The 21,160-nt window shown below is 55.9% G+C and carries 21 protein-coding genes; 11 read left to right on the forward strand and 10 right to left on the reverse strand.

Features of this window, described 5'->3' with window-relative positions:
- Window positions 1–16: 16 nt before the first annotated feature.
- Together hutG and hutI are read right to left on the reverse strand one after the other, a co-directional pair.
- The gene (gene hutG / locus ACOTX3_RS06190) at window positions 17–952 is read right to left on the reverse strand and encodes a formimidoylglutamase (RefSeq protein WP_058679317.1); all 936 of its coding nucleotides are present in this window, start codon (window positions 950–952) and stop codon (window positions 17–19) included.
- Window positions 949–2,169, reverse strand: coding sequence for an imidazolonepropionase (hutI, locus tag ACOTX3_RS06195; protein ID WP_127869234.1), 1,221 nt, complete (start codon window positions 2,167–2,169; stop codon window positions 949–951). The genes hutG and hutI overlap by 4 nt, the downstream gene beginning before the upstream one ends.
- Before the next feature lie 224 nt (window positions 2,170–2,393).
- On the opposite strand from hutI, the gene ACOTX3_RS06200 reads away from it, so the two are divergent.
- Window positions 2,394–3,677: a putative acyl-CoA thioester hydrolase gene (locus ACOTX3_RS06200; protein WP_038986074.1), complete on the forward strand. Its 1,284-nt coding sequence runs from the start codon at window positions 2,394–2,396 to the stop codon at window positions 3,675–3,677.
- Between the two features lie 106 nt (window positions 3,678–3,783).
- Here the strand turns inward: ACOTX3_RS06200 and pgl are convergent, their stop codons facing one another.
- Window positions 3,784–4,779, reverse strand: coding sequence for a 6-phosphogluconolactonase (gene pgl / locus ACOTX3_RS06205; protein WP_127869233.1), 996 nt, complete (start codon window positions 4,777–4,779; stop codon window positions 3,784–3,786).
- 140 nt (window positions 4,780–4,919) lie between these two features.
- Between pgl and ACOTX3_RS06210 the strand changes: the two genes are divergently transcribed.
- The gene (locus ACOTX3_RS06210; protein ID WP_038986077.1) at window positions 4,920–5,738 is read left to right on the forward strand and encodes a pyridoxal phosphatase; all 819 of its coding nucleotides are present in this window, start codon (window positions 4,920–4,922) and stop codon (window positions 5,736–5,738) included.
- Here ACOTX3_RS06210 and modC read toward each other — a convergent pair whose 3' ends face one another.
- The 4 genes from modC to ACOTX3_RS06230 form a co-directional block, all read right to left on the reverse strand.
- Window positions 5,739–6,797, reverse strand: coding sequence for a molybdenum ABC transporter ATP-binding protein ModC (gene modC, locus ACOTX3_RS06215; protein WP_058679320.1), 1,059 nt, complete (start codon window positions 6,795–6,797; stop codon window positions 5,739–5,741). It abuts the gene before it with no gap.
- Window positions 6,798–6,799: 2 nt separating this feature from the next.
- Complete coding sequence (gene modB / locus ACOTX3_RS06220) at window positions 6,800–7,489, reverse strand: molybdate ABC transporter permease subunit (RefSeq protein ID WP_013097514.1); 690 nt, start codon at window positions 7,487–7,489, stop codon at window positions 6,800–6,802.
- Complete coding sequence (modA, locus tag ACOTX3_RS06225) at window positions 7,486–8,262, reverse strand: molybdate ABC transporter substrate-binding protein (RefSeq protein ID WP_038418921.1); 777 nt, start codon at window positions 8,260–8,262, stop codon at window positions 7,486–7,488. The genes modB and modA overlap by 4 nt, the downstream gene beginning before the upstream one ends.
- A 178-nt stretch (window positions 8,263–8,440) precedes the next feature.
- Window positions 8,441–8,590, reverse strand: a complete 150-nt coding sequence (locus tag ACOTX3_RS06230) for an AcrZ family multidrug efflux pump-associated protein (RefSeq protein WP_013097516.1) — start codon at window positions 8,588–8,590, stop codon at window positions 8,441–8,443.
- A 129-nt stretch (window positions 8,591–8,719) separates the two neighbouring features.
- On the opposite strand from ACOTX3_RS06230, the gene modE reads away from it, so the two are divergent.
- The 7 genes from modE to gpmA all read left to right on the forward strand — a co-directional run bounded on the left by modE (window position 8,720) and on the right by gpmA (window position 16,484).
- Window positions 8,720–9,508 carry a molybdenum-dependent transcriptional regulator gene (modE, locus tag ACOTX3_RS06235; RefSeq protein ID WP_127869232.1) on the forward strand — a complete coding sequence of 263 codons (789 nt, stop codon included), beginning with the start codon at window positions 8,720–8,722 and terminating at the stop codon, window positions 9,506–9,508.
- A 67-nt stretch (window positions 9,509–9,575) separates the two neighbouring features.
- Complete coding sequence (gene modF, locus ACOTX3_RS06240) at window positions 9,576–11,048, forward strand: molybdate ABC transporter ATP-binding protein ModF (protein WP_023622344.1); 1,473 nt, start codon at window positions 9,576–9,578, stop codon at window positions 11,046–11,048.
- 201 nt (window positions 11,049–11,249) lie between these two features.
- Window positions 11,250–12,266 carry a UDP-glucose 4-epimerase GalE gene (gene galE / locus ACOTX3_RS06245; RefSeq protein WP_023622345.1) on the forward strand — a complete coding sequence of 339 codons (1,017 nt, stop codon included), beginning with the start codon at window positions 11,250–11,252 and terminating at the stop codon, window positions 12,264–12,266.
- Window positions 12,267–12,275: 9 nt separating this feature from the next.
- On the forward strand, window positions 12,276–13,322 hold the full coding sequence (gene galT, locus ACOTX3_RS06250; RefSeq protein WP_013097520.1) for a galactose-1-phosphate uridylyltransferase: 1,047 nt from the start codon (window positions 12,276–12,278) through the stop codon (window positions 13,320–13,322).
- Between the two features lie 3 nt (window positions 13,323–13,325).
- Complete coding sequence (gene galK, locus ACOTX3_RS06255; protein ID WP_013097521.1) at window positions 13,326–14,474, forward strand: galactokinase; 1,149 nt, start codon at window positions 13,326–13,328, stop codon at window positions 14,472–14,474.
- A complete protein-coding gene (galM, locus tag ACOTX3_RS06260; protein WP_058679321.1) occupies window positions 14,468–15,511 on the forward strand; it encodes a galactose-1-epimerase in 1,044 nt (347 codons plus the stop codon). Before galK ends, galM begins: the two co-directional genes overlap by 7 nt.
- Before the next feature lie 220 nt (window positions 15,512–15,731).
- Window positions 15,732–16,484 carry a 2,3-diphosphoglycerate-dependent phosphoglycerate mutase gene (gpmA, locus tag ACOTX3_RS06265; RefSeq protein ID WP_008501111.1) on the forward strand — a complete coding sequence of 251 codons (753 nt, stop codon included), beginning with the start codon at window positions 15,732–15,734 and terminating at the stop codon, window positions 16,482–16,484.
- A gap of 61 nt (window positions 16,485–16,545) precedes the next feature.
- On the opposite strand, the gene aroG is transcribed toward gpmA, so the two are convergent.
- A complete protein-coding gene (gene aroG, locus ACOTX3_RS06270; RefSeq protein WP_013097523.1) occupies window positions 16,546–17,598 on the reverse strand; it encodes a 3-deoxy-7-phosphoheptulonate synthase AroG in 1,053 nt (350 codons plus the stop codon).
- A 304-nt stretch (window positions 17,599–17,902) separates the two neighbouring features.
- Here aroG and ACOTX3_RS06275 point away from each other — a divergent pair, with 304 nt between their 5' ends.
- Together ACOTX3_RS06275 and zitB are read left to right on the forward strand one after the other, a co-directional pair.
- Complete coding sequence (locus tag ACOTX3_RS06275) at window positions 17,903–18,280, forward strand: YbgS-like family protein (RefSeq protein WP_020685076.1); 378 nt, start codon at window positions 17,903–17,905, stop codon at window positions 18,278–18,280.
- 106 nt (window positions 18,281–18,386) lie between these two features.
- Window positions 18,387–19,319 (forward strand): CDF family zinc transporter ZitB, encoded by a 933-nt coding sequence (zitB, locus tag ACOTX3_RS06280; RefSeq protein WP_058679322.1) that lies wholly within the window; start codon window positions 18,387–18,389, stop codon window positions 19,317–19,319.
- Here zitB and pnuC read toward each other — a convergent pair.
- The gene (pnuC, locus tag ACOTX3_RS06285; RefSeq protein ID WP_020685075.1) at window positions 19,316–20,035 is read right to left on the reverse strand and encodes a nicotinamide riboside transporter PnuC; all 720 of its coding nucleotides are present in this window, start codon (window positions 20,033–20,035) and stop codon (window positions 19,316–19,318) included. The genes zitB and pnuC overlap by 4 nt on opposite strands.
- Window positions 20,036–20,057: 22 nt before the next feature.
- The gene (nadA, locus tag ACOTX3_RS06290; RefSeq protein WP_058679323.1) at window positions 20,058–21,101 is read right to left on the reverse strand and encodes a quinolinate synthase NadA; all 1,044 of its coding nucleotides are present in this window, start codon (window positions 21,099–21,101) and stop codon (window positions 20,058–20,060) included.
- Between the last annotated feature and the right edge of the window lie 59 nt (window positions 21,102–21,160).

Here is a 21,160-nt window from a genome sequence, read left to right on the forward strand (position 1 = left end):
GACTCCTTAAATATTGTTATGCCCACCAGTGAGCAATTTGCCAGGCCAGACGGGCGGCAAGCTTCGCCCCCTGTCCGTCCCGATCGTAGTGAGGGTTAAATTCTACCAGATCGGCGGCCTGCAGTTTTCCGCTACGGCAAATGCGTTCGATCGCGGGCAGGAGATCCCGCGCAGGCACGCCTAACGCCGCGGGGGCTGACACGGCGGGCATCTCGGCTGCGGGCAGAACGTCCAGATCAATGGTGAGGTAAACACGATCGGCCTGCGCCAGCACCTGTTCCAGCGCTGGTAGCGCATCCCGGTGGAAATGCAGATCGTCCACCAGCGTGGCGTTAAGCCGTTCAGCCTCGTCAAACAGCGCCTGGGTGTTCGCCGCGCGGCTGACGCCAAAACAGGCGTACTGAAATTCCCGCGCGTGGTCAGTACAGTAGTTCGCCAGCTGACGAAACGGGGTGCCGGAGGTAGCCCGTTCGGCCTTGCGCAAATCAAGATGCGCATCCAGGTTGATGACCGCCACGCGCTCATTCGGGAACGCCTCAAGAATACCACGGCCGTGGGCCCAGGCGGTCTCGTGTCCGCCGCCCAACACCAGCGTACGCATGCCAGCCTGCTGACAGGTGACCACGGCATCGCTCAGTGCCTGTTGGCCCTCTTCCAGTTGGTCATCCTCAACGTAAACCGACCCCATGTCCACCAGCCGTTCGTGGCCGGAATGCGTTGCCATGTTCGCCAGCGCCTTACGCAGCACGTCGGGAGCCTGCGCCGCACCTTGCCTGCCCTGATTACGCCTTACTCCTTCATCACAGGCAAAGCCTATCAGCGCAATCGCGGATGAAACCGGGGTAAATTGCGACGGCTGGCGTATGGTCTGAAAAATACGTTTTGCGTTGCTGGCCTCGGCGCTGTCGTCGCGCCCCTGCCAGACGGTCTCTGCAACGGGCTGCCAACTCATACTGCCTCCCCCCGGAAAATGCGTTGATACAGCGGATTGCGTCCCGGCTCGTAAACCATTTCTACCGGATGGTCTGCATCCCAGACGATAAAATCAGCCATAAAACCGGCCTTTAACTGCCCGTGCGTTGTTCCACGCCCCAGCGCCTGCGCGGCGTGCCGCGTGACGCCAGCCCAGGCCTCTTCAGGCGTCAGGCCAAACTGTACGCAGGCCATGTTCATGGCCAGATGAATGCTCGCGAACGGGCTGGTGCCGGGGTTGTAATCCGTGGCGACCGCCATCGGTACGCCCTGCGCCCGGAGCTGTTCAACCGGTGGACGCTGACGCTCCTGAAGAAAATAGAACGCGCCGGGCAGCAGTACCGCAACCGTGCCGCTTTGCGCCATGGCCTGAACACCCTTCTCATCCAGGTATTCGATATGATCGGCAGATAACCCTTTAAATCGGCTGACCAGCGCCGCACCGCCCAGGTTAGAAAGTTGCTCCACGTGCCCTTTCACCGGAATACCCCATGCGCGGGCGGCCAGGAAAAGCCGCTCGGTTTGTGCTGGCGTGAAGCCGACGTTTTCACAAAAAACATCCACCGCTTCGAACAGCCCTTTTTGCCACAGTTCGGGCATGATCTGCTCGCACACCAGTGTGAGGTATGCGTCTGGATCGTGGCGGTATTCCGCCGGAACCGCATGTGCCGCCAGCAGGGTTGGGCTGATCTCAACCGGATTACTCAGGCTGAGCTGGCGTGCGACCTGCAGCATTTTTTCTTCAGCCGCGGCGTTAAGACCGTAGCCGGATTTGATTTCCAGGGTGGTCACCCCTTCATTCATTAACCGCTCCAGCCGCTGCTGCGCCAGTGTAAGCAAATTTTCCGGCGAACTGTCGCGGGTTGCCGAGACGGTGGCGTTAATTCCGCCCCCCTGTGCGCTGATGGTCTGATAGGAGACACCGTTGAGACGCTGCTCCCACTCCGCCGCGCGATTGCCGCCAAACACCAGGTGGGTATGGCAGTCGATAAGACCCGGCGTGACCAGGCGTCCACCGAGATCGACGCATTTATCATGCCCGGAAGGGAGGTCTGCTTCAGGAATAACGGCCAGAAGGGTTTGACCGCGCACCACAAGGGCATGATGCGCTTGCAGGCCATACGATTCTTCATCAGGAACCATTGCCGCCAGTCGCGCATTTCGCCATATCACATCGTCGGGATGAAGTTGCAGCATAAGCCTTTCACTTGTCATGGGTTGTATAGACATTTATTTTCATCTGCTGGCTGCTGTCAACCGCCTTTATGAAAATGTTATTTATTTGTGACGACTTTCCCGCCCCCTGCGGGCGAAAAATGCAACTTTTCCCCTTTTTATCTTCCCGTTTCGCTCAACTTAGTATAAAAAAGCAGGCTATTTCGTCTATCTCGTTTAAGACTTGCATACCCAGGAGCTTCACCTTGAACATTTCCAGGATTTCCCGTCTGGCGTTGGCACTCGCCTTTGGCGTGACATTATCCGCATGCAGTTCAACGCCACCGGATCAGCGACCTTCTGAGCAGGTCGCGCCAGGCACCGCGTCCCGTCCGATTTTGTCCGCTGATGAAGCGAAAAACTTCGATCGCGCGCACTACTTCTCCGCGATGGATCCAAACGCTGCGCCGTGGACGCCGTCTTCTATTAACCTGCCGAAGCAGCCAAACTTTGTTGTGGGTCCGGCAGGGGCGCAGGGCGTGACGCATACCTCTATTCAGGCTGCGGTTGACGCTGCCATCACCAAACACAGCGCATCTCGCCAGTACATCGCGATCATGCCAGGTGAATATGAAGGTACCGTTTACATTCCGGCAGCACCGGGCAGCATCACCCTTTACGGTCTGGGCGAAAAAGCCATCGACGTTAAAATTGGTCTGGCGATTGATTCCGAAATTGACAGCACCACCTGGCGTCACCTGGTCAACCCGGCGGGTAAATACATGCCGGGCAAACCGGCCTGGTATATGTTTGATAACTGCCAGAGCAAGCGTGCCGCTACCATTGGCGTGATGTGTTCTGCGGTCGTCTGGTCTCAGAACAACGGTCTGCAACTGCAGAACCTGACCATTCAGAACACCCTGGGCGACAGCGTTGATGCGGGTAACCACCAGGCCGTGGCGCTGCGTAGCGATGGCGACAAAGTGCAGATCAACAACGTGAACATTCTGGGTCGTCAGAACACCTTCTTCGTGACCAACAGCGGCGTACAGAACACCCTGCAGAATAACCGTCTGACCCGTACGCTGGTGACCAACAGCTACATCGAAGGTGATGTGGATATGGTCTCCGGTCGTGGCGCGGTGGTATTTGATAACACCGATTTCCGCGTCGTGAACTCACGTACCCAGCAGGAAGGTTATGTCTTTGCGCCAGCGACACAGTCAAACCTGTTCTACGGCTTCCTCGCCGTCAACAGCCGCTTCAACGCCTCCGGTGACGGCGTGGCGCAGCTGGGTCGCTCCCTGGACGTGGACTCTGCAACCAACGGTCAGGTTGTGATCCGCGACAGCGTTATCAATGAAGGTTTCAACGTGGCAAAACCATGGGCTGACGCCGCCATCTCCAAACGTCCATTCTCCGGCAATACCGGTTCCGTGGACGATAAAGGAAACGTGCAGCGCAACCTGAACGACGCTAACTTCAACCGCATGTGGGAATACAACAACCGCGGTCTGGGTAGCAAAGTGGTTGCTGAGCCGAAGCAGTAATCTGTTTTGCCGGGTGGCGGCTTCGCCTTACCCGGCCTGTCCGTTACTGCAGTACCACCGGGCATAAAAAAACCTCGCGTTCGCGAGGTTTTTTGTTTTAAGCCGCTTAGTGAGCGTTTACCACTACCCACATTGGCCCCTGGCCTACCGCATAGCGCCCTTTCTCTTCCAACAGGCCCTGCTCGCCTTTGATTTCGTACAGCGCGATGTGGTGAGACTTCTGCCCCGCTGCAATCAGGTATTTACCGCTGTGATCGATATTAAAGCCACGCGGCTGCGTTTCCGTCGGCTGGAAGCCTTCTACTGCCAGCACGCTGCCGTCTTCCGAGACGCTAAAGATGGTGATCAGGCTGGAAGTACGGTCACAGGCGTAGAGATGGCGACCATCCGGCGTAATGTGAATATCCGCCGCCCAGCGGGTGTCGGAGAAATCAGCCGGCATCATATCCAGCGTCTGCACGCACTCAATCTGCCCGTTAGGATCTTTCAGTTCCCAGACGTCCACCGAGCTGTTCAGCTCGTTCACCACGTAGGCGTACTGCTGATTCGGATGGAAGACCATATGACGTGGACCCGCACCTTCAACGGTCGTCACTTCCGCCGGATTCTGCGCCACCAGGTGACCATCGTCGCTCAGGGTAAATAGGCAGATTCGATCCTGCTTCAGCGCCGGTACCCACAGCGTGCGGTTGTCCGGGGAGATATTCGCCGAGTGGCAACCTTCCAGCCCTTCCACCACATCCACGGTGTCGACCGGAATGCCCTCTTCAAGACGCGTCACGCTGACACAGCCCGCGTTATAGGAGCCGCTGAAAACAAAGTTGCCCTGGCGATCGGTTGAGATGTGGGTTGGGCTACCCGGCAATGGCGCTTCCGCAGTGTAAGTCAGCGCGCCGTCATCCGGAGAGATGCGGTAGGCCAGCACGCGAAACTCCGGGCGCACACCCACGTACAAGAAACGTTTATCCGGGCTGATCGCCATTGGTTGTACCTGACCAGGCACATCAACAACCTGCACCAGCGTGAGGGTCCCCTCGGCATTTAAACGCCAGACGTGGATCTGCTGGCTTTCAGGACTGGCGGTATAAACGGTTTGTTTCATGAATATTCACTCCTCACTGCGCATGAAAGTAGGTAACTTTTGACGGTGAATGCTGAATTGTCGACGGGAATTTTGACGCGTTCGCCTCTCGGTGTACCATCCCATCAGATCGTAAATTCAATATTAACCCGGAAAAACAAATGACCTCGCGTGTGATTGCTCTGGATTTAGACGGTACCTTACTGACGCCGCAAAAAACCCTTCTCCCCTCCTCCCTTCAAGCGCTTAAACGCGCGCAGGAAGTGGGATATCAACTCCTTATCGTAACGGGTCGACATCACGTTGCCATTCACCCTTTTTATCAGGCACTGGCGTTAGATACACCTGCAATTTGTTGTAATGGCACTTATTTGTATGATTATCAAGCAAAAAAGGTTTTAGAATCCGACCCGCTGCCGGTTCCCCAGGCATTGCAGTTAATTGATCTGCTGGATGAACATGCGATCCACGGCCTGATGTATGTCGATAATGCGATGGTCTATGAGCGCCCGACCGGCCACGTTATCCGCACCACCAACTGGGCTCAGTCTCTGCCAGAAGCGCAGCGTCCGGTCTTTACCCAGGTCTCTTCCCTGCGCCAGGCGGCTCAGGATGTTGAGGCTATCTGGAAATTCGCGTTGACCGATGAAGATACCACCAAACTGAATACCTTCGCGAAACACGTTGAACAGGCGCTGGGTCTGGAATGTGAATGGTCCTGGCATGACCAGGTGGATATTGCCCGTAAAGGCAACAGCAAAGGTAAACGCCTGACGCAGTTCGTGGAGTCTCAGGGGTGGTCAATGCAGGATGTGATCGCCTTTGGCGATAACTACAACGACATCAGCATGCTGGAAGCCGCCGGAACGGGCGTGGCAATGGGCAATGCCGATGACGCGGTGAAAGCGCGCGCTAACGTGGTGATTGGCGATAACACCACCGACAGCATCGCGCAGTACATTTATACCCACCTGCTGTAATCAGGTGGTAATGGAGACGCTCTTGATTTGCGCGTAAAGCCACAGGCCAGGTTTGATCCCTAACTCATCCCTGGCCCACGGACTGATCCGTGCCCAGAGCGCCCTGCTCCCCACCTCAAGCTGCACCTCTACCTGACCGTTATCATCAAAACACTCGGCGACCTTCGCGCGCAGGATATTACGGATACTGGTCTGCAGCGGAGGCTGTAAAACCAGAGAGACATCCGACGCCTGAATACGAATACGCAGCGCCGACTGCAGGGGCTTGTCGATTTTATTCACCCACAGGTGCTGGTCGCCCAACGCCAGGGCGGTCATCGCGTAATGCGGGTGGTGCTCCAGCACGCTCACCTTCAGGATACTGCTCTGCTGCTCCCGGGGCAGCCACGGGTGCATGACGCTACTGCCCCAGACCTCTTCAAGATTGCCAAACGCCTTTACGCTGCCGTTTTCCAGCACCAGTACGTTATCCGCCAGATGCAGAATTTCATCCAGGGAGTGGCTGACGTACAGCATCGGGATCCTGATTTCACGCGCCAGGCGCTGGAGATACGGCAGGAGTTCACGTTTGCGCGGAATATCCAGCGAGGCCAGCGGCTCATCAAGCAGCAGGAGTTCGGGGGCGGTGAGCAACGCGCGCCCTATCGCCACCCGCTGTTTCTCACCGCCGGAGAGCGAGGAAGGCAACCGGTCAAGCAGTGGCTCAATGCCCAGCAGCGCCACCAGCTTGTCAAACTGCGCGGCCATGCTTTTGGCCATGCCATAACGCAGATTCCCGCGCACGCTGTAGTGCGGGAATAACCGCGCATCCTGAAACACATAGCCAATACGCCGTTTATCCGGCGTCAGGTAAATCTTGTTTTCAACGTCATTCAGGACGCGATTATTCAGCACAATGCGCCCTGCCTGAGGACGTGTCAGGCCACCGATCGCATTAATGAGCGAGGTTTTCCCGGCGCCGGAGACCCCAAAGATGGCGGTGATGCCGGTGGCAGGCAGCGTCTCGTCCAGTGTAAGGGTGTGGTTTCCCAGCGTCTGGGTGAAATGGAGTTCCAACATAACTATTTCCCCATCCGCTCGCGGCTGAGTCGCGCCAGCCATTCAGAGACCAGCAGCGATATCAGCGCCAGCACAATTGAGATAACACACAGACGCGCCGCAGCACCTTCGCCACCCGGCGTCTGTATCAGCGTATACATGGCCGAAGGGATCGTCCGCGTTTCACCGGGGATGTTCGAAACAAAGGTAATGGTGGCACCGAATTCACCCAGCGAACGGGCAAAGGCCAGTACCGTACCGACAATAATGCCCGGCAGCGTGAGCGGTAGCGTAATGGTGAAAAAGACGCGCCAGCGCCCGGCACCCAGCGTGCGGGCGGCCTGTTCCAGTTTGATATCCACCCCTTCCAGCGCCAGGCGGATAGCCCTCACCATCAGCGGAAATGACATCACCGCCGCGGCCAGCACCGCACCGCGCCAGCTAAAGGCAAAGGTCAGCCCGAACCAGTCGTACAGCCATTGGCCGATAAACCCGCGTCGGCCCATGGACACCAGCAGCAGATATCCCACCACGACGGGCGGCAATACCAGCGGAAGATGGAGAACGCTGTCAAGCAGCGCTTTGCCGGGAAACTTACAGCGCACCAGCAACCAGGCAAAGAAGATCCCAAAGGGCAAACTTAGCGCAACCGCCAGGGAAGAGACTTTCAGGCTCAGCAGTACAGCCTGCCATTCAGGATCGGTCAATATCATTCGTGAGTCGTAAATCCATAACGTTTAAAGATTGCGGACGCTTCCGGCCCCTTCAGGTACGCCTGGAAGGCCGTCACGGTCGCATTTTTATGTCCATCAACAATCGCAACAGGATATTCCACTTTCTTGTGGGCGTCTTCCGGGAACGTGCCAACCACTTTGACCCCCTTGCTGGCAACGGCATCCGAGCCGTAGACAATGCCCAGCGGAGCCTCATTGCGCTCCACCAGCGCCAGCGCACCGCGTACGTCTTCCGCCGGCGCCAGATCTGATGACAGTGTCTGCCACGCGCCCAGTTTCTGCAGGGCCTCTTTCGCGTAAATCCCAGCCGGTACATGGTCCGGATCGCCCACTGCCAGCCGGCCACCGTTCAGAAGACGCGTCCAGTGAGTCTCTTTGTTGATGGTGATGTCACCCTGCGGACTGGCTTTTGGCGCGACCACGACAAGGCTATTCCCCAGCAGCGTTTCGCGGGTTGTGGTATCCACGGCTTTCTTATCTACGGCGTAATCCATCCATTTCTGATCGGCAGAGATGAACAGATCGGCCGGTGCCCCCGCTTCTATCTGGCGCGCCAGTGTAGAAGAAGACGCGAAAGAGGAGACGACGTCGACGTTCTTCTCTTTTTTATACGCAGCAGCAATATCCTGCATCGCATTCGTCAGCGACGCCGCCGCAAAAACCGTAATTTTACCTTCGTCGGCCAGCGCGTGTCCGGTCAGCGAAAGTGCCAGCGTTGCCCCTGCGAAAAAGCGTAACCCTGTACGTGCCATCTGTAGCTCCTGTGAGTTTCGTTATATACGCAATAATATAACGACAACGCCGGAGATATCCCAGCGTTAAATCGTACCGATCAAGAGGTACAATTACCGGATGCTTTAAATCATATCGGCGATGACGAAAAATACTTGAGAGCAAAACGCCCGGGCAAGCCGGGCGTTTTGTGGGGAATCAGTGCTGCTTTTTAGCGCGGTCTCTGTGACCAATGTTCGAAAAGACGTTGAACACTTCACCCAGGCCGTAGATGGCACCGAGGATGATGGCCATCACTACTGGTACCATGATCACGGCGAATACCAGACTTTTCAACAACTCTAACATGGTTTTCTCCAGATATTGTGGACGGCTTATTCTACCCTGAAAAGTAAGAAAAACATCCCCTTTTGTGCGGTCCCCTTTGCGCCCTGTGCCATTTGGTTCACAATAGCCCTTTTGTCAGGACACTCCGTTATGCAGGCTGAAATTCTCCTTACCCTACGACTTCAGCAGAAGCTTTTCGCCGATCCGCGACGTATCGCCCTGCTTAAACAAATAGAACAAACGGGTTCAATAAGCCAGGGGGCAAAGAACGCGGGCATTAGTTATAAAAGCGCCTGGGACGCGATCAACGACATGAATACCCTGAGCGAGCAGATGCTGGTTGAGCGAGCCACGGGCGGCAAAGGGGGCGGTGGCGCCGTGCTGACCCGCTACGGCCAGCGTCTGATTCAGCTTTATGACCTGCTGGCCCAGATCCAGCAGAAAGCGTTCGATGTGCTAAGTGACGATGATAACCTCCCGCTGGACAGCCTGTTAGCCGCCATTTCTCGCTTCTCACTCCAGACCAGCGCCCGCAACCAGTGGTTTGGCACGGTCACCGCACGCGATAACGGGCAGGTACAGCAACATATCGAGATCCTGCTTGCCGACGGTACCACCCGCCTGAAAGCCGCGATTACCGCCCAAAGCGGAGAGCGTCTGGGGCTGGATGAAGGCAAGGAGGTGCTGGTGTTGCTGAAAGCGCCGTGGGTCGCAGTGACGCGCGATGCCGAACGCGCCAAAGCGGCAGACAACCAGCTGCAGGGCACCATCCAGCACATAGAACGTGGTGAAGCGCAGTGTGAGGTTCTGATTACCCTGCCGGACGGCCAGGTGCTGTGCGCGACGGTTGCCCTGAGCGAGGCGCACGAATTAGAAGAAGGTGCTGTAGTCACCGCATATTTCAACGCAGACCGGGTAATTATCGCCACATTGTGCTGAGCGGATTGACAAGCGTGTCGACAGTGAGTATCCCTGACATCTGATGCTGCAAAAAATGGGATAAATCATGTCATCATTGCATATTTCGCAAGGTACGTTTCGTCTTGGCGATACCCGAACGCTGACGCTGCCAGATTTAACACTCCATGCGGGTGAAAGCTGGGCATTTGTGGGCACCAACGGAAGCGGCAAGTCCGCGCTGGCCCGGGCGCTGGCCGGAGAGCTCACCCTGCTTAAAGGTGAACGCCAGAGCCATTTTACGCGTACGACGCGCCTGTCGTTTGAACAGCTGCAGAAGCTGGTGAGCGATGAATGGCAGCGTAACAACACGGACCTCCTCAGCCCGGGCGAAGAAGACACGGGCCGCACAACGGCAGAAATTATTCAGGACGAAGTCAACAATCCCGCCCGTTGTCAGCAGCTGGCGGAGCAGTTTGGCATCACCGCCCTTCTCAACCGCCGCTTCAAATATCTTTCTACCGGCGAGACGCGTAAAACGCTGCTCTGCCAGGCGCTGATGAGCGAACCTGAGCTGTTAATCCTGGATGAGCCGTTCGACGGTCTGGACGTGCAGTCCCGCGCCCAGCTGGCGGACCTGCTGGCCTCGCTTAACCAGCAGGGCTACACCCTTGTGCTGGTGCTTAACCGTTTTGATGAAATCCCGGATTTTGTGCAGAACGCCGGGGTGCTGGCGGACTGCAGCCTTACCGAAACCGGCGAAAAATCGGTACTGCTGAAACAGGCGTTGATTGCCCAACTGGCGCACAGCGAAAAGCTCGACGGCATTACCCTGCCCGAACCCGACGCCCCTTCGGTACGTCTCGCTTTAGATCCTAATCAGCCGCGGATTGTGCTGCGTGACGGGGTGGTCTCTTATGACGATCGTCCGATCCTGAATCATCTCAGCTGGACGGTTAATCCGGGCGAACACTGGCAGATTGTCGGTCCCAACGGCGCGGGGAAATCGACGCTGCTGAGTCTGATCACCGGCGATCACCCGCAGGGCTACAGCAACGATCTGACCCTGTTTGGCCGCCGTCGCGGAAGCGGTGAAACCATCTGGGATATCAAAAAGCATATCGGCTATGTCAGCAGCAGCCTGCATCTGGATTACCGGGTCAGCACCACCGTACGCAATGTGATCCTCTCCGGGTACTTTGATTCCATCGGTATTTATCAGGCGGTATCGGACAAACAGCACAAGCTGGCCCAGCAGTGGCTGGATATTCTGGGGATGGACAACCGGGTCGCTGACGCGCCGTTTCACAGTCTGTCCTGGGGGCAGCAGCGTCTGGCATTGATCGTCCGGGCGCTGGTGAAACACCCGACCCTGCTGATCCTCGATGAGCCGCTTCAGGGGCTGGATCCGCTGAACCGCCAGCTGATCCGTCGCTTTGTGGATGTGCTGATTGGCGAAGGTGAGACCCAGTTACTGTTTGTCTCACATCATGCTGAAGACGCACCGGCCTGCATCACGCACCGTCTGGAGTTTATCCCGGACGGTGAGCACTATCGTTACCTGCTGAGCAAAATCGATTAACTTCCGGAGGGCGCCGCCCTCCGCTTTTCAGATAACCTGCAGTGATACTTCTTTATCTCTTTGATCTACAATGCGAGTGGATCAAAAAAAAGCGGGTTTGAAAAACAGTGTAAACGATTCCACTAATTTATCCCATGTCACACTTTTCACGTCTCTGTTATGCTATGGTTATTACATACCATAAGCCTAATGGAGCGAAATATGCGAGTTCTGGTAACAGGTGGTAGCGGTTACATAGGAAGTCATACCTGTGTGCAACTGCTGCAAAACGGTCATGATGTCATCATCCTCGACAACCTGTGCAATAGTAAGCGCAGCGTGCTGCCTGTGATTGAACGTCTTGGCGGAAAACAGCCGACTTTCGTCGAAGGTGACATCCGCAATGAAGCGTTGATGACCGAGATCCTCCACGACCATGCCATTGAAACGGTGATCCACTTCGCTGGCCTGAAAGCGGTCGGTGAGTCGGTCGCGAAGCCGCTTGAGTATTACGACAACAACGTCAACGGTACCCTGCGTCTTATCTCCGCCATGCGCGCGGCGAACGTCAAAAACTTCATCTTTAGCTCATCCGCCACCGTCTACGGCGACCAGCCCAAAATTCCTTACGTTGAAAGCTTCCCCACCGGTACGCCACAAAGCCCGTATGGCAAAAGCAAACTGATGGTGGAACAGATCCTGACCGACCTGCAAAAAGCACAGCCGGAGTGGAGCATCGCCCTGCTGCGCTACTTCAACCCGGTCGGCGCCCATCCGTCAGGCGATATGGGTGAAGATCCGCAGGGCATTCCGAATAACCTGATGCCGTATATCGCACAGGTGGCGGTGGGCCGCCGCGAGTCGCTGGCGGTGTTCGGCAATGACTATCCAACTGAAGATGGCACCGGCGTGCGTGATTACATCCACGTTATGGATCTGGCCGACGGCCACGTGGCAGCAATGCAGCAATTGGCCGACAAACCGGGCGTGCATATTTACAACCTCGGCGCCGGTATTGGCAGCAGCGTGCTGGATGTGGTTAACGCTTTCAGCAAAGCCTGCGGTAAGCCGGTCAACTATCACTTCGCCCCCCGCCGCGAAGGAGACCTCCCGGCATACTGGGCTGATGCAACCAAAGCCGATAAAGAGCTTAACTGGCGTGTTACCCGCACGCTGGATGAAATGGCACAGGATACCTGGCACTGGCAGTCTCGCCACCCACAAGGTTATCCGGACTAAGGATCCGTCATGACTTCATTCAATCCCGTCGATCATCCGCATCGTCGTTTTAACCCGCTTAGCGGGCAATGGATTTTGGTGTCTCCGCATCGCGCCAAGCGCCCCTGGCAGGGGGCGCAAGAGACGCCTGCAAAACAGACGCTGCCACAGCACGACCCGGACTGCTTCCTGTGTCCGGGCAACACCCGCGTAACGGGAGATAAAAACCCGGACTACAAAGGCACCTTCGTTTTCACCAACGATTTTGCCGCGCTCATGACCGACACGCCGGACGCGCCGCAGAGCGATGATCCGCTGATGCGTTGTGAAAGCGCCCGGGGAACCAGCCGCGTGATCTGCTTCTCGCCCGATCACAGCAAAACGCTACCGGAGCTTAGCGTTGATGCGCTGAAAGAGGTGGTCAGCACCTGGCAGGCACAAACTGCGGAGCTGGGCCAGACTTATCCGTGGGTGCAGGTATTCGAAAATAAAGGCGCCGCGATGGGCTGCTCTAACCCGCATCCACACGGGCAGATCTGGGCGAACAGTTTCCTGCCCAACGAAGCCGAACGAGAAGATCGCCTGCAAAAAGCCTATTACGCGGAAAACGGCTCCCCGATGCTGGTGGACTACACCCGGCGTGAACTGGCCGACGGTAGCCGTACTGTGGTCGAAACGGAACACTGGCTGGCCGTTGTACCGTACTGGGCGGCGTGGCCCTTTGAAACGCTGCTGCTGCCTAAAGCACATGTTCAGCGCATTACGGATCTCAGCGACGCACAGCGTGACGATCTTGCGCTGGCGCTGAAAAAGCTGACCAGCCGTTACGACAATCTGTTCCAGTGCTCCTTCCCGTACTCAATGGGCTGGCACGGCGCACCGTTTAACGGCGAAGAGAATCAACACTGGCAGTTGCATGCCCATTTCTATCCGCCGCTGCTGCGTTCTGCGACGGTGCGTAAATTTATGGTGGGCTATGAAATGCTGGCGGAAACCCAGCGTGACCTGACGGCAGAACAGGCCGCAGAACGCCTGCGTGCCGTTAGCGATGTCCATTATCGCGAATCAGGAGTCTAATAAATGAGTCTGAAAGATAAAACACAATCCCTGTTTGCTGAAAAATTTGGCTACCCTGCCACCCACGTTATCCAGGCACCTGGCCGCGTAAACCTGATTGGTGAACACACCGACTACAACGACGGTTTTGTTCTGCCCTGTGCCATTGATTACCAGACGGTGATCGCCTGCGCAAAGCGCGATGACCACAAAGTGCGCGTGATTGCGGCGGATTACGGTAATGAGATGGACGAGTTTTCCCTCGATGCCCCGATTGTTATCCACGACAGCCAGCAGTGGTCCAACTATGTGCGCGGCGTGGTGAAACATCTGCAAAAGCGTAATAAGAATTTTGGCGGTGCGGATCTCGTCATCAGCGGCAACGTGCCACAAGGGGCCGGTTTAAGCTCGTCGGCATCCCTGGAAGTGGCGGTGGGAACCGTCTTCCAGCAGCTGTACCATCTGCCGCTGGACGGTGCGCAAATCGCACTGAACGGCCAGGAAGCGGAGAATCAGTTTGTGGGCTGCAACTGCGGCATCATGGACCAGCTTATCTCCGCGCTGGGCAAAAAAGAGCATGCGTTACTGATTGACTGCCGAACGCTTGGAACCAAAGCCGTTCCCCTGCCAAAGGGTGCCGCGGTCGTGATTATCAACAGCAACTTTAAACGTACGCTGGTGGGCAGCGAGTACAACACCCGCCGCGAGCAGTGCGAAACCGGCGCACGCTTCTTCCAGCAGCCGGCCCTGCGCGACGTGACGCTTGATGAATTCAACAAAGTGGCGCACGAGCTGGATCCGGTAGTGGCAAAACGCGTTCGTCATGTGCTGACCGAAAACGCCCGAACCGTTGAAGCCGCTTCCGCGCTGGCAAAAGGAGACCTGAAACGTATGGGGGAACTGATGGCAGAGTCCCACGCCTCCATGCGCGATGACTTCGAAATCACCGTTCCGCAAATCGACACCCTGGTGGAGATTGTCAAAGCGGTCATCGGCGATAAAGGCGGTGTACGCATGACGGGCGGTGGTTTTGGTGGCTGCATCGTCGCTCTGGTGCCGGAAGATCTCGTCCCGGCCGTCCAGTCGGCGGTGGAGAAACAGTACGAAGCCAAAACGGGCATTAAAGAAACGTTCTATGTTTGTAAAGCATCACAAGGAGCCGGACAGTGCTAAACGAAACGCCAACCCTCGCACCGGATGGTCTGCCGTATCGCCTGTTAACCCTGCGCAACAGCGCGGGGATGGTTGTTACGCTCATGGACTGGGGTGCCACCCTACTTTCCGCCCGCGTACCAATGCCAGACGGCAGCGTGCGCGAAACCCTTCTCGGCTGCGCCTCGCCTGAGCAGTATATCAACCAGGCCGCCTATCTTGGCGCGTCCGTCGGGCGCTATGCGAACCGCATTGCGAAAAGCCGTTTTGAGCTCGACGGTGTTCGCTACACGTTGCTGCCAAGCCAGGGTGAGAACCAGCTGCATGGTGGACCGGAAGGATTTGACAAACGCCGCTGGAAAATTGTCCAGCAAAACGACCGGGAAGTGCTGTTTTCACTTGACTCGCTGGATGGCGACCAGGGATTCCCGGGTAACCTTACCGCGTTTGCACGCTTTACGCTGACCGACGACAACCGTATCGCCATTGAATACCGTGCGACGGCCGATAAGCCGTGTCCGGTCAACCTGACCAACCACGCCTACTTCAATCTGGACGGTAATCAGTGCGATGTGCGTAACCATAAGCTGCAGATCCTTGCGGATGCCTATTTGCCGGTGGACGAGATGGGCATTCCGTATCAGGGGCTGAAGCCCGTGGAAGGTACCAGCTTTGACTTCCGCAACTCAAAATCTATCGCCCAGGATTTCCTGAGCGATGACGATCAGCGCAAGGTGAAAGGTTACGACCACGCGTTCCTGCTGCAGGCACAAGGCGATGTGAAACAGCCTGCTGCACAGGTCTGGTCTGCGGATGAAAAACTGCAGATGACGGTCTACACCAGCGCCCCTGCCCTGCAATTCTACTCCGGTAACTATCTTGGCGGGACAACCGCACGTGAGCACGGCGAGTACAGCGACTGGCAAGGTCTGGCGCTGGAAAGCGAGTTCCTGCCGGACAGCCCGAACCATCCCGAATGGCCACAGCCGGACTGTGTGCTGCGCCCGGGTGAAGAGTACGTCAGCGTCACCGAGTATCATTTTACTCCGCACGCTTAACCTCCGGCCGCAACATCGTCAGCCCTCCCCTGGAGGGCTTTTTTCTGCACGCCTTGCTGAAAATAGCGCCAATCGCAGACAAAATCATAACCCTGGATTCACAAGCACCTTACACTCAGAGACTATTTTCGCTATGGTTAGGGTTAAGCGTTGCTGCTGGCACGGCCACGGCAATATAATGAGAATTGTTATCATTCTAAAAATGCTTGAGGAGTAAGAGATGGCTATTACTAAGCTGGTTCTGGTGCGCCACGGCGAAAGCCAGTGGAACAACGAAAACCGCTTCACCGGTTGGTACGACGTTGATCTGTCTGAGAAAGGCGTAAGCGAAGCAAAAGCAGCAGGTAAACTGCTGAAAGAAGAAGGCTTCAGCTTTGATTTTGCTTACACCTCTGTGCTGAAACGTGCCATCCACACCCTGTGGAACGTGCTGGACGAGCTGGATCAGGCCTGGCTGCCGGTTGAGAAATCCTGGAAACTGAACGAGCGTCACTACGGTGCGCTGCAGGGTCTGAACAAAGCTGAAACCGCTGAGAAATACGGTGACGAGCAGGTTAAACAGTGGCGTCGCGGCTTCGCGGTAACCCCACCAGAGCTGACCAAAGATGACGAGCGCTATCCGGGCCACGACCCGCGTTACGCGAAACTGACCGACGCTGAGCTGCCAACCACCGAGAGCCTGGCGCTGACCATTGACCGCGTTGTTCCTTACTGGAACGAAACCATTCTGCCACGCCTGAAAAGCGGTGAGCGCGTGATCATCGCCGCTCACGGTAACTCCCTGCGCGCGCTGGTGAAATACCTGGACAACATGGGTGAAGACGAGATCCTCGAACTGAACATCCCAACTGGCGTACCGCTGGTGTATGAGTTCGACGAAAACTTCAAGCCAATCAAACACTACTATCTGGGTAACGCGGATGAGATCGCAGCGAAAGCCGCGGCTGTTGCGAACCAGGGTAAAGCGAAGTAATTTTCGCCGGACATAAAAAAAGCGCGGAGCCTTCCGCGCTTTTTTATTTGAGCCGGAAGAATCAACCGCGACGGGCTTTTACCGCATTCGCCAGCTGACGCAGGATGGCGTCGGTATCTTCCCAGCCAATGCAGGCATCCGTCACGCTCTTGCCATAGACCAGCGGCTCGCTGCCTTCGAGGTTCTGGTTACCCTCAACCAGATGGCTTTCAATCATCACCCCAATCACCGCTTTCTCGCCGCCAGCAATCTGCTGACAAACATCTGCGCCAACTTCCATCTGCTTTTTAAACTGCTTGCTGGAGTTGGCGTGGCTGAAGTCGATCATCACCTGAGGCGGCAGCCCCGCTTTTTCCAGCCCGACCTTCACCTCTGCGACATGTTTTGCGCTGTAGTTAGGCTCTTTACCGCCGCGCAGAATGATATGGCAGTCACCGTTACCGCTGGTGTTAACAATGGCAGAGTGACCCCATTTGGTCACGGACAGGAAGCAGTGTGGTGCCCCTGCCGCATTGATGGCATCAATAGCGACTTTGATGGTGCCATCGGTACCGTTTTTAAAACCCACCGGGCAAGAGAGGCCGGACGCCAGTTCACGATGAACCTGAGATTCAGTGGTACGCGCGCCAATGGCGCCCCAGCTCATCAGGTCTGCCAGATATTGTGGCGTAATCATATCCAGGAACTCACCGGCGGCTGGCAGGCCACTGTCGTTAATCTCCAGCAGCAGCTTGCGCGCAATACGCAGGCCGTCGTTAATCTGGAAGCTGTTGTCCATATGCGGATCGTTAATCAGCCCTTTCCAGCCAACGGTGGTGCGCGGCTTTTCAAAGTACACGCGCATCACAATTTCCAGCTCATCTTTAAGCTCTTCGCGCAGCTTAAGCAGTCTCGCGGCATACTCTTTTGCCGCAGCAGGATCGTGGATAGAGCACGGGCCAATCACCACCAGAAGACGATCGTCATTACCTTTCAGGATCTTGTGGATCGCTTTACGAGCATGAGAAACCGTGTTTGCGGCATTTTCAGTGGCGGGGAATTTCTCAAGGAGTGCTACAGGAGGTAATAACTCATTGATCTCTTTAATGCGTAAATCGTCGTTCTGATAATTCATCTTCTTTCCAGCTCTGCCATATCTTTAGTAATGAAAGCAATCCTTTCAATCTATCTTGTCGACCAGGAAGTGTAAACACGGTTTTACACTTCACGCAGATAATTCCTGGAATTCGCCTAAAAATCGCCACAAAATAGCGAAAAACGAGATCTAACCTAAGCTTTTTAACTGTAACAACCATTTTTGCTTTATTAAACGCGATTCCCTACTGACGTAAGTCCGTCTGGCGGGATCTTTCGCCTCTGAAAAAGATGCACTGTTGGAGAATGTTATCCAGCGTAACGACAAGAACAGGAGCACCATGATGAAAATGACGAAACTGGCAACTCTCTTCCTGACGGCAACCCTCACCCTGGCAAGCGGCAGCGTTCTTGCGGCTGAAACGAGCTCATCGGGTAACGGCGATGCTAACGCGGCTGCGTCAGCAGGCCAGGTGGCCCCTGATGCCAAACAGAATGTCGCCCCGAACAATGTCGATAACAGCCAAATTAATAACGGGAACACGAATACCGGCGGCACGATGCTGCACCCTGATGGTACCGACTCCGGCACCATGAATCATGACAATATGAGCAAGGATGAGGTTCACAAAAACACAATGTGTAAAGACGGCCGTTGCCCGGACGCGAATGACAAAGTGGGCGATGATGCCAATACCAAAACGGATGGTACAACCCAGTAACCGGTTAGGGATTTAACTGCGAAAGGAGAGCTCAGGCTCTCCTTTCTTTTTGAGTAACTTATTAAAAACGCTACACTAATAACAATAACGAATCAGGAAAGATAACATGGCACACACGCATTCCCACGCCTCCGGCGACGACAACGCTAAACGCCTGCTGCTGGCCTTCGGCGTTACCGCCACCTTCATGATTATTGAGGTGATCGGCGGTTTGATCTCCGGCTCCCTGGCGCTGCTGGCTGACGCCGGACATATGCTTACCGATGCAGCAGCGCTGCTTTTTGCCCTCCTGGCCGTACAGTTTGCCCGTCGTCCTCCTAATGCACGCCATACGTTCGGCTGGCTGAGGCTGACGACGCTTGCCGCGTTTGTTAATGCGATTGCGCTGGTGGTCATTACCCTTCTTATCGTCTGGGAGGCCATTCAGCGCTTCAGACACCCTCAGCCGGTCGCCGGGATGACAATGATGGCGATCGCCGTGGCGGGGCTGCTTGCCAATCTTCTGGCCTTCTGGATTTTGCATAGCGGCAGTGGCGAAAAGAACCTTAACGTACGCGCCGCCGCTCTGCATGTGATGGGAGATTTACTGGGCTCGGTGGGAGCCATTGTTGCCGCACTGGTGATCCTCTACACTGGCTGGACGCCTGTCGACCCTATTCTTTCTGTACTGGTCTCGTGTCTGGTGTTACGCAGCGCCTGGCGGCTATTGAAGGAGAGCGTCAATGAGTTGCTGGAGGGGGCGCCCGCCTCTGTGGATATCGCCGAGTTAAAGCGTAATCTGCATCGTTCAGTTCCTGAAGTACGTAACGTCCACCACGTGCACGTCTGGCTGGTGGGCGAGAAACCGGTTATGACGTTGCACGTCCAGGTGATCCCGCCGCACGACCACGATGCGCTGCTCGAACGCATCCAGCACTTTCTTGAACATCACTATGAAATTGGTCACGCGACCATCCAGATGGAGTACCAGCCCTGTAACGGGCCGGATTGCCACCTGAATGAGGCGCAGTCCGACCATTCACATCATCACCACCATTAACTGGAGAGCGCGTGTGAGCCTCGCTCACGCGCGCTGTTAATCCACATCCGGCTTCCGTTCAGGGCAATGAAGGTCAACAGCAGATATTCCAGAGACATCGCGTAGACGCCCTGCAGGGCGAAAATCACCACGCTGATGACATTGATGATGACCCACAGCAGCCAGTTCTCAACGTATTTACGGGTCATCAGGATCATCGCCGCAATGGACAACACCATCATGCAGGAATCCCAGAACGGGAAAGCATCCGGCTGAAGCACAGGCATTGTCACCTGTAACCCGATGCCGGACATGGCCGCCACAGCAATGCGGGTCAGGAAAGCAAATACCGGGTTGATGTAGACCGTCATTAAACCAATGGCGACCACACACGCGACAAACCAGGCGATGGCTTTCGGCAAGGGTAACCAGCGGATCTGCAGCTCGGCCTCCTGCTGGCTGTTCTGCCGCGACCACGCGTACCACCCGTAGATATTGGCCGCAAAAAAGAACAGCTGCAAAAGCAAGCTTGCGTAGAGCTGGATCTGGAAGAAGATAATCGCAAACAGCGTAACGTTAATGAGCCCGAACGCGTAATTGCTGATCTTCTCCAGGCTTGCGAGCCAGATACAGAGTAATCCCGCCAGCGTGCCAACGGCCTCAATCCATGACAGGTCATAGCCACCTGCACCAATCGGTATATGAACCAGAATGTTTTGTGTGCTAAAAAAATCCATCTTTTCCCCGGGACGTAGTGAATTAAGTACGTAGTGTAGCCGCAAAATCCAGCATGCGGTTAAGTGGAACTAACGCGCCTTCACGCAGAGCGGCATCCACATGGATTTCATGCGACGCACCGCCGGTTTCTAACCCTTCGGCAATCGCTTTCAGGCCGTTCATCGCCATCCACGGGCAGTGCGCACAGCTGCGGCACGTGGCCCCCTCGCCTGCGGTTGGCGCTTCGAGGAGCTCTTTCTCCGGCACGGCCTTCTGCATCTTGTAGAAGATACCGCGATCGGTCGCCACGATAAGCTGCTTATGCGGCAACGTTCTGGCAGCATTAATAAGCTGGCTGGTTGAACCCACGGCATTGGCCATGTCGACAATCGACTGCGGTGATTCAGGATGAACAAGAATAGCGGCATCAGGGTAAAGCGCCTTCATGCGGGACAGTGCCTGCGTCTTGAACTCGTCATGAACGATGCAGGCGCCCTGCCAGCAGAGCACGTCTGCCCCGGTCTGCTTCTGGACGTAGCTTCCCAGATGGCGGTCGGGTGCCCAGATAATCTTCTCACCCAGGCTGTCCAGGTGCTCAATCAGTTCAACGGCGATGCTCGACGTAACAACCCAGTCTGCGCGCGCTTTCACTGCAGCGGACGTATTGGCGTACACCACCACGGTCCGGTCAGGATGGGCATCGCAGAAGGCCGAGAATTCGTCAATCGGACAGCCGAGATCCAGTGAACACTCCGCGTTCAGCGTTGGCATCAGGATGGTTTTTTCAGGGCTAAGGATTTTTGCCGTTTCCCCCATAAAACGCACCCCCGCAACCAGTAGCGTGGAAGCAGGATGTTTTGCACCAAAGCGCGCCATCTCCAGAGAGTCAGAAATACAGCCTCCGGTCTCTTCCGCCAACTGCTGGATTTCCGGGTCGGTGTAGTAATGTGCCACCATCACGGCATCTCGCTCTTTGAGAAGACGCTTGATTTTCTCACGGTAGAACTGCTTTTCATCCATGCTCAGCGGAACAGGCTTCGGCGGGAAGGGATAGATTGCGGCTTCAGGATCAAACATCACGCTCATTATGGCTTCTCGTTTTACTGGCTTAACAATATTGCCTTTCTTTTGCCTGACATAGCAAA

The sequence above is a fragment of the Enterobacter cloacae complex sp. IR5384 genome (assembly GCF_049237265.1).
Classification (GTDB): domain Bacteria; phylum Pseudomonadota; class Gammaproteobacteria; order Enterobacterales; family Enterobacteriaceae; genus Enterobacter; species Enterobacter cloacae.

Excerpts from the sequence above, each read along its gene's own strand:
- hutG (WP_058679317.1), bottom strand. The coding sequence starts at position 952 with ATGAGTTGGCAGCCCGTTGCAGAGACCGTCTGGCAGGGGCGCGACGAC.
- hutI (WP_127869234.1), bottom strand. The coding sequence starts at position 2,169 with ATGCTGCAACTTCATCCCGACGATGTGATATGGCGAAATGCGCGACTG.
- pgl (WP_127869233.1), bottom strand. The coding sequence starts at position 4,779 with ATGAAACAAACCGTTTATACCGCCAGTCCTGAAAGCCAGCAGATCCAC.
- ACOTX3_RS06210 (WP_038986077.1), top strand. The coding sequence starts at position 4,920 with ATGACCTCGCGTGTGATTGCTCTGGATTTAGACGGTACCTTACTGACG.
- modC (WP_058679320.1), bottom strand. The coding sequence starts at position 6,797 with ATGTTGGAACTCCATTTCACCCAGACGCTGGGAAACCACACCCTTACA.
- modB (WP_013097514.1), bottom strand. The coding sequence starts at position 7,489 with ATGATATTGACCGATCCTGAATGGCAGGCTGTACTGCTGAGCCTGAAA.
- modA (WP_038418921.1), bottom strand. The coding sequence starts at position 8,262 with ATGGCACGTACAGGGTTACGCTTTTTCGCAGGGGCAACGCTGGCACTT.
- ACOTX3_RS06230 (WP_013097516.1), bottom strand. The coding sequence starts at position 8,590 with ATGTTAGAGTTGTTGAAAAGTCTGGTATTCGCCGTGATCATGGTACCA.
- modE (WP_127869232.1), top strand. The coding sequence starts at position 8,720 with ATGCAGGCTGAAATTCTCCTTACCCTACGACTTCAGCAGAAGCTTTTC.
- modF (WP_023622344.1), top strand. The coding sequence starts at position 9,576 with ATGTCATCATTGCATATTTCGCAAGGTACGTTTCGTCTTGGCGATACC.
- galE (WP_023622345.1), top strand. The coding sequence starts at position 11,250 with ATGCGAGTTCTGGTAACAGGTGGTAGCGGTTACATAGGAAGTCATACC.
- galT (WP_013097520.1), top strand. The coding sequence starts at position 12,276 with ATGACTTCATTCAATCCCGTCGATCATCCGCATCGTCGTTTTAACCCG.
- galK (WP_013097521.1), top strand. The coding sequence starts at position 13,326 with ATGAGTCTGAAAGATAAAACACAATCCCTGTTTGCTGAAAAATTTGGC.
- gpmA (WP_008501111.1), top strand. The coding sequence starts at position 15,732 with ATGGCTATTACTAAGCTGGTTCTGGTGCGCCACGGCGAAAGCCAGTGG.
- aroG (WP_013097523.1), bottom strand. The coding sequence starts at position 17,598 with ATGAATTATCAGAACGACGATTTACGCATTAAAGAGATCAATGAGTTA.
- ACOTX3_RS06275 (WP_020685076.1), top strand. The coding sequence starts at position 17,903 with ATGAAAATGACGAAACTGGCAACTCTCTTCCTGACGGCAACCCTCACC.
- zitB (WP_058679322.1), top strand. The coding sequence starts at position 18,387 with ATGGCACACACGCATTCCCACGCCTCCGGCGACGACAACGCTAAACGC.
- pnuC (WP_020685075.1), bottom strand. The coding sequence starts at position 20,035 with ATGGATTTTTTTAGCACACAAAACATTCTGGTTCATATACCGATTGGT.
- nadA (WP_058679323.1), bottom strand. The coding sequence starts at position 21,101 with ATGAGCGTGATGTTTGATCCTGAAGCCGCAATCTATCCCTTCCCGCCG.